14 protein-coding genes are annotated in these 13,958 nt (G+C 58.4%); 3 read left to right on the forward strand and 11 right to left on the reverse strand.

Annotation, left to right across the window (positions count from 1 at the left end; genetic code table 11):
* Positions 1-49 precede the first annotated feature (49 nt).
* On the reverse strand, positions 50-832 hold the full coding sequence (locus ACUNV4_RS10110; RefSeq protein ID WP_430878418.1) for an urea carboxylase-associated family protein: 783 nt from the start codon (positions 830-832) through the stop codon (positions 50-52).
* Positions 833-1,156: 324 nt separating this feature from the next.
* Here ACUNV4_RS10110 and ACUNV4_RS10115 point away from each other — a divergent pair, with 324 nt between their 5' ends.
* Positions 1,157-2,557: a M20/M25/M40 family metallo-hydrolase gene (locus tag ACUNV4_RS10115; RefSeq protein ID WP_430878419.1), complete on the forward strand. Its 1,401-nt coding sequence runs from the start codon at positions 1,157-1,159 to the stop codon at positions 2,555-2,557.
* Between the two features lie 28 nt (positions 2,558-2,585).
* Here the strand turns inward: ACUNV4_RS10115 and ACUNV4_RS10120 are convergent, their stop codons facing one another.
* Positions 2,586-3,461 (reverse strand): fructosamine kinase family protein, encoded by an 876-nt coding sequence (locus ACUNV4_RS10120; protein ID WP_430878420.1) that lies wholly within the window; start codon positions 3,459-3,461, stop codon positions 2,586-2,588.
* 79 nt (positions 3,462-3,540) lie between these two features.
* Between ACUNV4_RS10120 and ACUNV4_RS10125 the strand changes: the two genes are divergently transcribed.
* Both ACUNV4_RS10125 and ACUNV4_RS10130 read left to right on the forward strand, forming a co-directional pair.
* Positions 3,541-4,227, forward strand: coding sequence for a histidine phosphatase family protein (locus ACUNV4_RS10125; protein ID WP_430878421.1), 687 nt, complete (start codon positions 3,541-3,543; stop codon positions 4,225-4,227).
* Between the two features lie 77 nt (positions 4,228-4,304).
* Positions 4,305-5,426 carry a CaiB/BaiF CoA transferase family protein gene (locus ACUNV4_RS10130; protein WP_430878422.1) on the forward strand — a complete coding sequence of 374 codons (1,122 nt, stop codon included), beginning with the start codon at positions 4,305-4,307 and terminating at the stop codon, positions 5,424-5,426.
* A 525-nt stretch (positions 5,427-5,951) separates the two neighbouring features.
* Here the strand turns inward: ACUNV4_RS10130 and ACUNV4_RS10135 are convergent.
* The 9 genes from ACUNV4_RS10135 to fabG form a co-directional block, all read right to left on the reverse strand.
* Positions 5,952-7,466, reverse strand: coding sequence for a carboxypeptidase M32 (locus ACUNV4_RS10135; RefSeq protein WP_430878423.1), 1,515 nt, complete (start codon positions 7,464-7,466; stop codon positions 5,952-5,954).
* Positions 7,467-7,472: 6 nt separating this feature from the next.
* Positions 7,473-7,955 (reverse strand): SET domain-containing protein, encoded by a 483-nt coding sequence (locus ACUNV4_RS10140; RefSeq protein ID WP_430878424.1) that lies wholly within the window; start codon positions 7,953-7,955, stop codon positions 7,473-7,475.
* Positions 7,956-8,139: 184 nt separating this feature from the next.
* Positions 8,140-8,487, reverse strand: coding sequence for a PilZ domain-containing protein (locus tag ACUNV4_RS10145; protein ID WP_430878425.1), 348 nt, complete (start codon positions 8,485-8,487; stop codon positions 8,140-8,142).
* 10 nt (positions 8,488-8,497) lie between these two features.
* Positions 8,498-9,472, reverse strand: coding sequence for a DNA polymerase III subunit delta' (holB, locus tag ACUNV4_RS10150; RefSeq protein ID WP_430878426.1), 975 nt, complete (start codon positions 9,470-9,472; stop codon positions 8,498-8,500).
* 1 nt (position 9,473) lies between these two features.
* Entirely contained in the window at positions 9,474-10,106 is a 633-nt protein-coding gene (gene tmk, locus ACUNV4_RS10155; RefSeq protein WP_430878427.1) for a dTMP kinase, read from the reverse strand.
* 82 nt (positions 10,107-10,188) lie between these two features.
* Positions 10,189-11,196 (reverse strand): endolytic transglycosylase MltG, encoded by a 1,008-nt coding sequence (mltG, locus tag ACUNV4_RS10160; RefSeq protein ID WP_430878428.1) that lies wholly within the window; start codon positions 11,194-11,196, stop codon positions 10,189-10,191.
* Positions 11,193-12,440 carry a beta-ketoacyl-ACP synthase II gene (fabF, locus tag ACUNV4_RS10165; protein ID WP_430878429.1) on the reverse strand — a complete coding sequence of 416 codons (1,248 nt, stop codon included), beginning with the start codon at positions 12,438-12,440 and terminating at the stop codon, positions 11,193-11,195. Before fabF ends, mltG begins: the two co-directional genes overlap by 4 nt.
* Positions 12,441-12,711: 271 nt before the next feature.
* Positions 12,712-12,954 (reverse strand): acyl carrier protein, encoded by a 243-nt coding sequence (gene acpP / locus ACUNV4_RS10170; RefSeq protein ID WP_430878430.1) that lies wholly within the window; start codon positions 12,952-12,954, stop codon positions 12,712-12,714.
* A 251-nt stretch (positions 12,955-13,205) separates the two neighbouring features.
* Complete coding sequence (fabG, locus tag ACUNV4_RS10175; RefSeq protein WP_430878431.1) at positions 13,206-13,958, reverse strand: 3-oxoacyl-ACP reductase FabG; 753 nt, start codon at positions 13,956-13,958, stop codon at positions 13,206-13,208.

The following is a 13,958-nucleotide window of genomic DNA, read 5'->3' on the forward strand; positions in this document are numbered from 1 at the left end:
CCCACAGACCGGCGACTCTTCCGCTTCACCGGCAAGGGCCGATTCAAGGCTACGTAACCGGTATGCCGTGACTTCGATCATAGGCATTGGCCGGTTCAGGTTCGAAGCTTGCCAGTATCTCCTTCGAGGGGGCAAGGATGTCCACCTTCAGCGGATAACAGGGGGTTTCATCATCCGAATGGCTGCTGCCGCAATCACCGCCAGGGCAGGCTGACAGGGCACCCAGCAGATTGATGTCAGCCAGACATTCAAGATAGTCACCAGGTCGAACCGGGCTTGCCTTCATGAAGTACTGGTGAGTGTCCAGTGTGAATCCGGTGCACATGAACACGTTCAGCACATCGTGGATCAGCGGCTCCACCTCCGCGACAGGTCGACCCAGCTTGCGTGCCATGGCGCGAGTCAGATTCGAATGACAGCAGTGATGATAATCAACACCCTTCAACAGACGGTTGGTGTAGGGATCACAACGTGTGCCGATCACATCATGCACACCTCCTCCCTCCTCGTCCCATCCATACCACTCCAGAGTATCGTGCGTAATCGTCGCCATGGCACGGATGCCGGGCATGGAAGACCACAGACGATCACCACGAGTCACATGGGTGGCATGCAGCTGACGCGTCTTGCCACTGAAGAATCGCTCTGTCAGGTCGTCCGCATTCCACAGATTGAGATCACCCACCTGCGGCCCTTCAACACTGTGTATGCGAAAGCCGTGGCCCGCAGGCACCTCGAATGTGGCCGCATCGCGAGGCGGCACCATGACCGTGTCCACCACCTGCAGACTCTCACGCCACCGCCGCAACCACCCCTCATCGCGCCTCGGCACTGCCCCCACCTCATAACAAATCACATCCCCCCCCGGGTCGGACCACCATAAACACTTGATATTAAAACACTAACGAGTAAAAAGTACCTGTTCATAACTCTAGACGAGCCGTTTTTCAACCCGAAAACAGTCGATCAAGGAAGCATCTGACACCAGTAGAGCGAAAGAAACGCACCTCACTTTCGTGCAGCGTCAACGTCATTGGCTGGAGATTTGGTCTTTGAATGCCATAATTCCATGTCAAAAGGCTGATTCAAGGTGTGATAGCACCGGGAATCCGCATGATTCTTACTGATAATCAACGACATAGCGTGGTCCGACCCGATGAGTGATGTAGAGCGAGTATTGCGGCAGGTGGATGAGGGGTTGCCGGGGGCGTTGGAGCGGTTGTTCGAGTTGCTGCGAATTGACAGCATCTCGACGGACCCGGCCTATCGGGATTCCTGTCGAAAGGCGGCCGACTGGCTGGTGGAGGATCTGAGCAGCATCGGGTTCGAGACTCAGCGACATGACACACCGGGCCACCCGATGGTCGTCGGACATCAGGCCGGCGCCAGTGAGCAGGGTCCGCACCTGCTCTTCTACGGTCATTATGATGTGCAACCCGTGGATCCTCTGGAGCTGTGGCACCGGCCGCCGTTCGAGCCGGCCGTCGAGGAGACGGACAAGGGAAAGGTCATTCGCGCCCGCGGAGCTGCCGATGACAAGGGTCAATTGATGACGTTCGTGGAGGCTTGCCGAGCCTGGAAGCAGGTCACCGGTTCATTGCCCACCCGTGTCAGCCTGTTTTTCGAAGGCGAAGAGGAAAGTGGTTCGCCATCGCTGATACCTTTCATGCAGAAGCACAACGACGAGCTCAAGGCCGACCTGGCCCTGGTTTGTGACACCGGCATGTGGGACAGCGAAACACCCACGATCTCGACCATGCTGCGCGGCATGGTCGGCGAGGAAATCACCATCACGGGACCGTCGCTGGACCTGCATTCCGGCATGTACGGAGGCCCGGCCATCAATCCGATTCGCGTGCTGACTCGCATACTGGCCGACCTGCACGATGATGAGGGCCGCATCACCCTGCCAGGTTTCTATGAGGGTGTGCCCGAGCTCCCTGAAGACGTACGCGCCCAATGGGCATCCCTGCAGCATGACGATGCAGGCTTTCTCGAATCCGTCGGACTGTCAAAGCCTGCCGGCGAAGCGGACTACTCGGTACTGGAGCAGATATGGGCACGCCCCACCTGCGATGTGAACGGTATAGCCGGCGGCTATTCCGGTGAAGGATTCAAGACAGTGCTGCCCTCCAGGGCCATGGCCAAGGTCAGCTTCCGTCTTGTCGGCAATCAGGACCCGGTCAGTATCCAGCAGGCACTGTACAAGCACATCGAAGACCGTCTGCCACCGGATTGCACCGCATCCTATCTGAGCAAGGACGGCTCTCCCGCCACCGTGATGCCGGTAGAGGCTCCTGCGTTCAGGCAGGCCCAGCAAGCCCTGACACGGGAGTGGCAGAAGGAAGCCGTCTATGCCGGTTGTGGCGGCTCCATTCCGGTAGTGGGTCATATCAAGAAGATACTGGACATGGACAGCCTACTCATCGGCTTCATGCTGGACGACGATGCCATCCATTCCCCCAATGAAAAATATTCTCTGAAGAGCTTCCACAAGGGAATCCGCAGCTGGGTCAGAATCCTCGATGCACTGGCGCAGGACGAAAAGGCCGGCTGAAACGTTACTCGGGCGGTACCAGACCCGGTCAGCCCAGATACTGGTCCAATGCGGCTTCGGTCGGGCCGACATAGGCACTGCCGAACTTGATGGCGTGAACGATGAGGGGGGCAAGCTGGTGTAGAGCGATACGCTCTTGCCAGCCTGCTGCCAATGGCCAGCTTTCCTGGTAGGCCGCGAAACAGGCATCACCAAAGCCACCGAACAATCGCATCATGGCCAGGTCGAATTCCCGGTGCCCGCCGTGGCAGGCCGGGTCGATCAACCAGCTGTTCCCCTCGATATCCACCAATCGGTTTCCCGCCCACAGATCGCCATGCAGGCGAGATGCCTGCACGGCATCATCCTCATGCTCGTCCAGTCGCTCGGCCAGTTGCTCGATGCGACGCAGAGTCCTGGCGGACAGGGCCTGTCTCTCAGCCGCAATGGCCGCCAGTGGCAACAGGCGCTGCGTTGCATAGAATTCCGCCCATGACTGACAGGGCGAATTCGGCAAGCCCAGGCTGCCAGTGCTGCGTTCGTCTTCCCGGCCGAACAGTGGACACGGTACTCGATGCAATTGAGCCAGAGCCACACCCAGACACTGCTCCGTCACCTCCACAGGAGACCCCTCCTCCACCCATTGCAAGGCCAGCCAGGGCGGGTCATCACTGACACCCAGCACCGCAGGCACGGCAACCGGACCGGCGTCAGCAAGCCAGGACAGGCCCCTTGCCTCTGTCGAAAAATGCCGTGGAGGCGGGTTGGCGTGAGTCTTGATGAAGACATGATCGCCCGTACGCAACGTCGTGGAATCTCCACCAACAACCTCGGCTCTCCAGCTCTGGGCAAAATCTCCGCCACCCAATTGCCACCAGCTGCGCAACACGACACCCAGTTGCCGTTCTGCCGATTGTTGCCACATCTCCTGACGCTCCATACAGACTCTTGCACTATACGTTACCCTATCTGCCCGCTCACTTTGACTGTTCGTCACTACCACCATGCGAATACACATCGTCCGTCACGGCCAGACCAGTTGGAACGCAATTCGACGGATTCAGGGTCAGCTGGAATCCGAGCTGGATGACATCGGCCGACAACAGGCTACCGACAGAGGGGCGGATTTCAGGGACATGCCGCTCAGTGCGGTGTATTCCAGCAGCAGTGTGCGCACCCGACAGACCACAGCACTGATTCTCGGTGAACGCGAGGATGAAGTCGTCTACCGGGATGATCTGCGAGAAGTGCGACTGGGCATATGGCAGGGCCACATGTGGGCCGATATCGAAAGCGCTCACCCGGAAATGGTCGAGCTGCACCGCATCGCCTCGCCCTTGTTCGAAGTGGAAGGCGCCGAGACTTCACAGGTAGTCCAGCTACGCGGCGTGAGCGCCATCGAGTCGATCATCAGCGAGCACAGTCATTTGCCTGAAGAGGCGAATCTGCTGGTTGTCAGCCATGGCGCGATAATGAAAACCATTCTGGCGCACTACGCCAATGTCGACCTGAACGTCCTGCACGAACTGCCGACCCTGTCAAACTGCTCACACTGCATTCTGCAAGTCTCGGGTGAGACTCGCAGCGTCGAGCAGATCGAAAGTCGCCCTTTCAGTGAAACGCCCTGGGCATCGGCCGATCAGCTGATTCCCGGTGCCAACCACGGTGCCGGGGAAGTGCCAACCGTCTAGAATCTGCCTTGCCCGGCCTGTTGCAGATTCGAAGCGTACAGAGCCGTTCCATCCAACAAAGCGAGTAGCACTGCCTCATGAACGAAGCCCCATTGACTGGAATAAAGGTGCTGGAGCTGGCGCGAATCCTTGCCGGCCCCTGGATCGGACAAACCCTGTCTGACCTGGGTGCCGAAGTCATCAAGGTGGAAAGCCCGATGGGAGACGATACGCGGCAATGGGGACCTCCCTGGATCGACATCGACGGTGAACGCAGCGCTGCCTATTTCCATGCCTGCAATCGCGGCAAGCAATCCATTGTGGTCGATCTGAAGACCGAGGCCGGCCAGCAGCGCGTTCTGGAGCTGATTGCCGAGGCCGATGTGGTCGTCGAGAATTTCAAGGTGGGTGGTCTCGAGCAATACGGTCTGGACGCAGAAACACTGTGTAAACGGCATCCGGCCCTGATCTATTGCTCGGTGACAGGCTTTGGTCAGACCGGGCCCTATGCCAGCCGGGCAGGCTACGATTTCATGATCCAGGGCATGAGCGGCATCATGGATCTGACCGGCGAACCCGATGGCCAGCCGCAGAAGATCGGTGTCGCCTTTGCCGATATCTTCACCGGGCTCTATGGTGTCATTGCCATTCAGGCGGCTCTTCTGCAACGCCAGTCCAATGGCCAGGGCCAGCACATCGACCTGTCGCTGTTCGATTGCATGACGGCCGTATTGGCCAACCAGTCCATGAATTTTCTGGCCAGCGGCAAATCACCCACCCGCATGGGCAATCGTCACCCGAACATTGCGCCTTATCAGACCTTTCCTGTCAGCGACGGCCACCTGATCATTGCCGTGGGCAACGATGGACAATTCGCTCGCCTGTGCTCCTTGCTTGAACTCGATGAACTGACCAGCGATGAGCGCTACGCCACCAATGCGGCCCGGGTCATGAACCGTGTTTCGCTTGAGGAAGTGCTGAGTGCCCGCACTTCAATGTGGACCAGAGATGCATTATTGCAGGCACTGGAGGACTCCGTGGTTCCCGCAGGTCCGATCAACAGCGTGGCTGATGTCTTTGCCGACCCTCAGTTCAAGGCACGGGGAATGCAGATCGAACCGGATGGCATTCCCGGTGTACGCACACCGATCCGGTTCAGTAACAGCCGTCTGAATCTTGATCATCGTGCCCCCAGACTCGGAGAGCACGACGAGCCCTGACGCCTTGACACTGTTGCGCCGGCACTTGAAAGAACACGTAGAAGCCCTGAACGCCAGTAACCACCGCGCCCTTTAACTCGCAATAACACCTTCAAGCCCAGGGCGCCTTTGATCACCGCGCCTCAGAACTCGCAAGAACGCCTTCAAGCCCAGGGCGTCTTTGACCACCGCGCCTCAGAACTCGCAATAACACCTTCAAGCCCAGGGCGCCTTTGATCACCGCGCCTCAGAACTCGCAAGAACGCCTTCAAGCCCAGGGCGTCTTTGACCACCGCGCCTCAGAACTCGCAAGAACGCCTTCAAGCCCAGGGCGCCTTTGACCACCGCGCCTCAGAACTCGCAAGAACGCCTTCAAGCCCAGGGCGTCTTTGACCACCGCGCCTCAGAACTCGCAAGAACGCCTTCAAGCCCAGGGCGCCTTTGACCACCGCGCCTCAGAACTCGCAGGAACACCTTCAAGCCCAGGGCGCCTTTGACCACCCCGCCCCCAGACTCGAAGTACACGACAAGCCCTGGGCTCACGGTTCAATCACTCTCGTCAAGATACCTCGAGCGCAGATGGGCCAGCAGATGGGCCGCATTACTGCCCTCACCAGTAGCCGAACTCATCAGATCCTGAGATTCCAGCTCACAGCCGTGCTGCCAGATCGTTCGGGACAGCCACTCGCGAACAAACGCGATATCGCCCCGGGAAAAGTGCGCCTGCCAATCCGGATGTTGCTGCTTGAGTGATGCCATGAGCTGCGCGGCATTGACTGCCCCCATGGTATAGGACGGAAAGTAACCGAAGGCCCCATCCGTCCAGTGGATGTCCTGCAAGCATCCGATGGCATGATTGCCATCGACGGACAAGTCAAGGTAATGCTGCATCGCCGACTCCCAGGCCGCTGGAATGTCGGCTGCCTCCATCCGCCCGTTGATCAGAGCGCTCTCGATGTCGTAGCGCAGCATGATATGCAGTGGATAGGTGACTTCGTCCGCTTCCACCCGAATGAAGCTCGGCTTGACGCGAGTCTGCGCCGCCCACAGGGAATCACTGTCCGCAAAGCCGGCGGTTGGCAGAAACCGTTTCACTACCGTGGCCATCGACCGGGTAAAGGCACGCGACAGATAGATCTGCTTCTCGAACATCAGACTCTGGCTTTCATGAATGCACATGTTGCGTGAACGGCCCAACGGGAAGGATTGCCAGGCCTCCGGCAAACCCGCTTCATAACTGGCATGGCCGGTTTCATGAGCAGTGGCCTGCAAGGCATCGGCAAAGTCGACTTCGCGATAACGAGTCGTGATGCGTTGATCACCTTTTCCACCGGTGCTGAACGGATGCATGCTGACATCGAGTCGACCGGCACTGAAATCGAAGCCCAGCATGCGCATCAGCTCTTCACTCAGCAATTGCTGTTGAGCAAGCGGGTAATGCCCCTGCAGATCGACAACCGTTTGCGATGCCTGCTTCTCCATCACTTCCTGCAACAAGGATGGCAGCTCCTGCCGAAGTTCTGCCAGAACGCGATCGATCAGAGCCTGGGTGTCACCGGTGCAATGCAGATCCAGCAGTGCGTCATAGGGTGTGGCAAAGTCGTCCGCGGCGGCTGACTGGCGACAGCCTGCCTCCTCTCTGGACAGCTCCACCACCTCCGTGAAATTCTCGAGAAAGCCTTTCCAGTCGTTCTCTCCCCGCTGCTTCCGCCAGCCGTGCTCGCAACGTGATCCAGCCAGCACCTTGGCATGTACCAGGCTGGCTGGCAGGACAACCGCCTGCTGCCAGGTCCGTTTCATTTCCCGCACATGCGGCAGGAGTTCGGGGGCCAGCTTGCCTGAAACGACTTCAGACTCTGCTTCACTGAGCCAGTCGCCCATTGCCGGTGCAGTCAGAAGCTCATGTCGCAGACTGGCAAGCTCCGCCAGAGCCGCCGCCCGAGGAGCATTGCCCCCATCGGGCATCATCACCATCTGGTCCCAGGACAGAAAGGTACTGGCATGATCCAGCTGGGCGATACGGTGAAACTGCCCTTCCAGTTGCTTGATCGTTCGGCTCACTTGTCGTTACCACCCGTAATCATGTAGCAGCTCTTCGCCAGCCTCGACGTCACGCAACAAGGTGACATCCAGGTCGGAATAGGCCGCATTGGGGTTCTTGTCGTGGTTGATGTACTTCAGATCGTTGGTCAACTCGAGACCCAGCTCGTCGGTAATCCACAAGACGTAGGTACCATCGTCGAAGGTAGGCATGCCGTGCAAGCGGCTGATGAGAGTCCCCGCCTTCAGACGTGTGGCCGCAAAAAGCCCCTTGCCGTGAACCGGACTGGTCGCGACGAAAACCTTGTCGGAGACATCGCTGGGGCGAGCATCCTCGAAGTACGCCATGACCTGCTCCACCGTTCTTCGGGCTCGCGGTGAGGTTTTTCTGCCTGTCGTCACCGAGGCCTTCCGGTTTCCCGTTTTCTTGCCGGTCGGCTTGCCGGAAACCGCACGTTTCCCGGTAGTACGCGTACCGGATACTTCAACCTTCTTCCTGACCGCAGCCATGTTCTGATTCAGCCATGCAAAAACATGAAGCCTACCGGATTACCGAGCTCCGATGCATTCCCATGTCGTGATACTTCGCAAACAGGATTTCACCGGAAGATGTCACGGCTTGCCATCAGCGCCAGGCCATGACGGCAAGCTCAGTCGGCAAGGCCATCTGGGCGGGCTGCGGACTCTGCTGCGCCTACATGGTCTGGGTAGGACGATCGCCCTGAATGGCCGCTGCCAGATGTTGCTCGATACTGTTCTTGGTGCTGCCCTGATCTTCATCCGAGAATTGCACCCCAACGCCGGCAACCTTGTTACCCTGCGCTCCGGCTGGAGTCTGCCAGACCACAGTGCCACTGACCGGCGAAACACTGTGGTCGTCCATGAGCTTCAACAGCATGAACACCTTGTCGCCTATCTCGTAACTCCGGGCCGTGGGCACGAACACCGCACCGTTCTGCACGAACGACATATAGGATGAGTACAGCGCGCCACGGTCAGTAATGGAAAAGGAGATGATTCCCTTGCGAGTTTCTTCGGTCATTGGAGAGACTTCAGCTGTTGGTCATGATTCTCGTATCGGCAAACATTCCCTCAAGCACAGCTTGAGTCTTGAAGCTGGCACTGTCAGATCGATGTAATTGCAGTAAACGCTCGTGAAGTGTGAACCATTGCTCACTACGAAGTCGATCTCGCGTCTCCGATATAACCTCCATCACAGCCGGATTGGCTTCGATGGACAGATTTGCTCCCTGCTTGGCCGCCAGCAAGGTCCAGCGACTGAAGGTCGCCAGGCACAATGATGTTTCCAGATCGGCCAGGGAATCACTGATGCGCCCGACACTTCCCTTGTGCAGAAAGAGATCGTGCCAGGCCTTGAGCAACAGCTCACGGGCAGCCAGATACTCGTCGTTCTGCATCGCCAATGCCGCATAGGGTCCGCCGCCGGCCTCCAGCAGCGCTGTCTCCGGGTCCTGGACCGACGCTGATAACCACTCGATGGCCGCGGCCCTGTCATGCATCTTCAGGTTGATGGTCTGACAGCGACTGCGAATGGTGGCCGGCAAGGCTCCGGTACGTGTGGCAGTGAGGATGATCACCGCATGATCACTCGGCTCTTCCAGCGTCTTCAGCAGACTGTTGGCTGCGCTTCGGTTCATGCTGTCCGCCTGTTCCAGCACGGCGATTCGGTAACTGCCCTGACTGGCGGTCAACTGCAGCCACTCCACCAGATCGCGCACCGGATCGACCTTGATGGCGGCGTTGGCGCCTTCGGGCAACAGCTTGCGAAAGTCAGGGTGAGCCCCGGCGAGCAACTGCAGACAGGAATCACATTGCCCGCAGGCTCCCGATTCTCCCCGATTGCGACACAGCAGAGATTCTGACAGCCACTGGGAAAAAGCCCGTTTGCCGATGCCATGGATACCGCCGAGCAGGATGGCATGGGGCAGACGACCTTCTCGAGAGCGACTCATCAAGGCCTGCCCGTCCTCTCGCAACCAGGGCGGGCAGGCAGTCAGCTCGGCCATATCAGGCACCCTCCAGCAAGGGCAACAGCGCTTGCCGTACCGATTCCTGTACGGCATCCAGCGGTCTGGCGGCATCGACGACAAGCACCCGATCAGGCGCCATGGCGGCTTGCTGCAGATAGGCCTGGCGCGCCCGTTCGAAAAACGCCATGGCTTCGCGTTCTATCCGGTCCGGAGTTCCGCGCGCGGCCATGCGCTCGAGTCCCGTTGCAACCGGCATGTCCAGCAACAGCGTCAGATCGGGCTCCAGGGTCACATCCATCAGTCGATGCAAGTCGGCGACTCGCTCGACGCCCAACTGGCGCCCCGCCCCCTGATAGGCAATGCTGGCGTCGAGAAAGCGATCACACAGCACCCATTGACCGGCTGCCAGTGCCGGCTCGATGACATTGGCAATGTGTTCGACCCGTGAAGCTGTCATCAGCAGCAATTCGGTGAGATCCTGCATCTGGCCATCTGCCGCCAGTACCAGCTCACGCAGAGCTTCCCCGAGAGCGGTCCCTCCGGGCTCACGCGTACCGATGAAATCGATGTCCGCATCATCCAGCAGGCTTTCAACGAATTGCCGATTGGTTGTCTTGCCAACACCCTCCAGCCCTTCAAGCGTGATGAACTTGCCACGTCCTTCAGTCATGCCTCTGTCACTCCGGCCTGTGTTCCTCATGGTTGAGTCGGACCCGTGCCTTGACGGATGAACCGTCCCACTCGCCGCCGTGTCAGCGCTTCAACTGGTACTTGCGGACCGCGGCATTGTGTTCCGAGAGTGTCTCAGAGAACTGATGGGAGCCGTCGCCACGCGCCACGAAATACAGGGCTGTCGTGTCCTCCGGATGCATGACTGCATGAATGGCTTCACGACCGACCATGGCAATGGGTGATGGTGGCAATCCTGCCCGAGTATACGTGTTGTAGGGTGTATCGGTGGTCAGATCCTTGCGACGGATATCGCCATCAAAGCTTTCACCGATACCGTAGATGACTGTGGGATCGGTCTGCAAGCGCATGTTCTTGCGCAGCCTCGAGACAAATACCCCCGCGATCAGAGGTCGTTCGCTGACCAGTGCCGTCTCCTTCTCGACTATCGACGCCAGAATCAGAGCCTCATAGGGAGTTTCCAGCGGCAGGTCCGGTTGGCGATCAGCCCATTCTTCGGCCAGAACACGGTCCATGGTCGATTTTGCGCGCTGCAGGAATTCAACGTCGGTGGTACCGCGGGGAAAGGCGTAAGTGTCAGCGTAGAACTGCCCCTCCGGATGCAGACCGGGGAAACCCAGCAGCGCCATGAGACTCTCGGGAGAGCTCAGCTGCTCCGCACTCAGCGTGTGTTGCAGATCACTGGATGCCGCTACATGAGCCAGTGTCTGGCGCCAGTTGTATCCCTCGATGACGCTCTGGGTATACTGGGTTGTCTGGCCACCGTGAAAGGTATCCAGCAAGTCAGGCACTGTCATTGGCGCCATCAGACGATATTCACCGGTCTTGATGCCGCCGGCCTTCTCGCTCAACCTCACGAACAGATCGAACCAGTAGCGCTTGTCGATGACACCCTGCTGCTCCAGCTCGACGGCCACACGGCCGGCCGACCAGCCTTTTTCGATGGTGAATGTTTCACCGGCTTCTGGCAGATCCAGTGGATCGGTCAGGTAACGGTGGTAATCATTCCAGCCATACCAACCGGCAGCTGCCACGCCCAGCGTGACAAGCAACAGCAGTAAACGGATCACACGCCGTCTTTCGCGAAAATCAGAGTACCGTTGGTGCCACCAAATCCGAAGGAATTGGACATTGCCACCTGCAGTGATGCTTCCCGACTCTTGTTGGCAACATAATCCAGATCGCAGCCGTCGCCGGGATTATCCAGATTGATGGTTGGCGGTGCCGTCTGATCGCGCAATGCCAGCACCGAGAAAACGGCTTCAGCGCCGCCGGCCGCACCCAGCAGGTGGCCCGTCATGCTCTTGGTGGAACTGACCAGAACCGATTGCGCATGAGACCCCAGAGCCGACTTGATGGCGTCGGTCTCGGCAACATCGCCCGCCGGTGTCGACGTACCGTGTGCATTGATGTAATCGATATCTTCGGCGGCGAGGCCGGCATTGCGCATGGCAGTCTTCATGCAGCGGGCAGCGCCCTCTCCGTTCTCGGAAGGCAGCGTCATGTGATACGCATCGCCGCTCATCCCGTAACCGACCACTTCGCAATAGATGTGCGCGCCTCGCGCCTTTGCGTGTTCGTACTCTTCCAGCACCATGATGCCGGCACCGTCGCCAAGCACGAATCCGTCCCGGTCCTTGTCCCAGGGACGACTGGCGGCAGCCGGGTCATCGTTGCGTGTCGACAGCGCCCGTGCCGCGCCGAACCCTGCCAGCCCCAGGGGACAGGTTGCCATTTCTGCACCACCGGCCACCATGACATCGGCGTCGCCGTATTCGATGATACGGGCAGCATCTCCGATGTTGTGCGTACCGGTCGTACAGGCCGTCACCATGCACAGATTGGGTCCCTTGTAGCCGAACTTGATCGACAGATTGCCACTGATCATGTTGATGATGGTGGACGGGACAAAGAAAGGAGAAACCTTGCGCGGCCCACCGGCGATCAACGCCTGGTGCTGCGCCTCGATATTGGGCAGTCCGCCAATGCCGGAACCGATGGCCACACCGACACGTTCCAGATCGAGTCCATCGGCGTCCTCGAGGCCTGCATCACGAATGGCCTGCATGCCGGCGGCAACGCCGTAATGGACGAAGATGTCCATCTTGCGCGCTTCCTTGGCAGAAAAATAGGCCGCCGTGTCGAATTCCTTCACTGAGGCGCTGAAGCGGGTGTTATAGGCGGACACGTCGAAATCCGTGATGGTGGACGCACCAGACACTCCCGCCAGAATATTCTTCCAGCTGTCCTCTACCTGACCACCAACTGGAGTCACCAGACCCAGCCCGGTTACCGCTACTCGTCTACGCGTCAAACCCGTTCAGCTCCGAAATCAACTTTACTGCGCGACTGGCGCGCCTGAAAGACAATTTACAACCATCACAACAAGAAAGCCGCTCCGCAAGTCACCCCTGTCAACCTGTCGGCATGCCGTCCGGAGTTGAACTCCAGACCCCTGCGTCGAGGTTCGAATGGGATATCGAAACCAGCGGCCTCCTTACCTGTTCAAACAGACTTGCCGAGATCGGCAAGCCCCGATACCAATAAACGACCGTAGGTCACGGACCTGCCGTGACCCGGATCGATCAAGCCTGGTCGATATGGGCGGTAACGTAGTCGATCGCCTGCTCGACAGTAGTGATCTTCTCGGCCTCTTCATCGGGGATCTCGCACTCGAATTCTTCCTCGAGCGCCATCACTAGCTCGACCGTATCGAGAGAATCTGCGCCTAGATCTTCGACAAATGAAGCTTTGGTCGTAACTTCTTCTTCTTTTACGCCAAGCTGCTCTACGACTATCTTTTTGACGCGTTCGTCAATACTGCTCATTGTGGGATAAACCTCCGAAAAAAAATAAGCGGCCTCAGCCGTACCACCATTGTAGTGAGTTAGACCGGAACGTGCCAACTCTTACGCAAATTCTTCTTGTGACAATAAGGACTAGCTGAGGATAAACAACGCAGGAAAGTCTGAATCATACAGCTACATTGCCTGATTCCGCGAGCGGACTCAACCTTGAGCTGATTTTCGGACGTCCTGCGGATCGGACAATTGCAAGGGACTTGAGCATCCCCAGCAGTTCACGTCATGACCATGCCACCGTTGACGCTGATGGTCTGACCAGTGATGTAGGAAGCCGCGGGTGAGGCAAGGAACAGACAGGTCTGAGCGATATCCTCGGGGGTACCCAACCGCCCGAGAGCGATTTCACTCTTGAGTTTTTCCTTCTGTTCATCGGGCAAGGCATCAGTCATGTCCGATTCGATGAATCCGGGGGCCACGGCATTGATGGTGATGGAGCGTGCACCCAGCTCGCGAGCCAGGGACTTGGTCATGCCCAGCACACCGGCCTTCGATGCCGAATAGTTCACCTGACCGGCGTTACCCGTTATTCCCACCACAGAACTGATGTTGATGATGCGACCGCCACGAGCCTTGACCATGGGCTTGATGACCAGTCTGCACAAGCGATAGACACTGGTCAGATTGGTCGCAATGACCTCATCCCACTCACTGTCCTTCATGCGCATGAAGAGATTGTCACGTGTGATGCCGGCGTTGTTCACCAGAATGGAAACTGCACCATGGGTGTCGCCGATGTGCTTGATCGCTGCCTCGGTCTTCTCGGCGTCGGTCACATCCAGACACATGCCACTGCCCTTGATGCCTGCGACGGTAAAGCGTGCACTGATGGCCTCTGCCCCCTTTTCCGAGGTGGCGGTACCGATGACCGTGGCGCCATTGGCGCCCAGCAGGTCGCTGATGGCAGCACCGATGCCACGGCTTGCTCCGGTCACCAGCGCTACCTGGTTTTCAAGTATTGATTCAGTCAA

It is taken from the genome of Granulosicoccus sp. 3-233, from assembly GCF_052681095.1.

Excerpts from the sequence above, each read along its gene's own strand:
- tmk (WP_430878427.1), bottom strand. The coding sequence starts at position 10,106 with ATGACTGAAGGACGTGGCAAGTTCATCACGCTTGAAGGGCTGGAGGGT.
- ACUNV4_RS10125 (WP_430878421.1), top strand. The coding sequence starts at position 3,541 with ATGCGAATACACATCGTCCGTCACGGCCAGACCAGTTGGAACGCAATT.
- ACUNV4_RS10130 (WP_430878422.1), top strand. The coding sequence starts at position 4,305 with ATGAACGAAGCCCCATTGACTGGAATAAAGGTGCTGGAGCTGGCGCGA.
- acpP (WP_430878430.1), bottom strand. The coding sequence starts at position 12,954 with ATGAGCAGTATTGACGAACGCGTCAAAAAGATAGTCGTAGAGCAGCTT.
- ACUNV4_RS10115 (WP_430878419.1), top strand. The coding sequence starts at position 1,157 with ATGAGTGATGTAGAGCGAGTATTGCGGCAGGTGGATGAGGGGTTGCCG.
- ACUNV4_RS10145 (WP_430878425.1), bottom strand. The coding sequence starts at position 8,487 with ATGACCGAAGAAACTCGCAAGGGAATCATCTCCTTTTCCATTACTGAC.
- ACUNV4_RS10120 (WP_430878420.1), bottom strand. The coding sequence starts at position 3,461 with ATGTGGCAACAATCGGCAGAACGGCAACTGGGTGTCGTGTTGCGCAGC.
- ACUNV4_RS10140 (WP_430878424.1), bottom strand. The coding sequence starts at position 7,955 with ATGGCTGCGGTCAGGAAGAAGGTTGAAGTATCCGGTACGCGTACTACC.
- holB (WP_430878426.1), bottom strand. The coding sequence starts at position 9,472 with ATGGCCGAGCTGACTGCCTGCCCGCCCTGGTTGCGAGAGGACGGGCAG.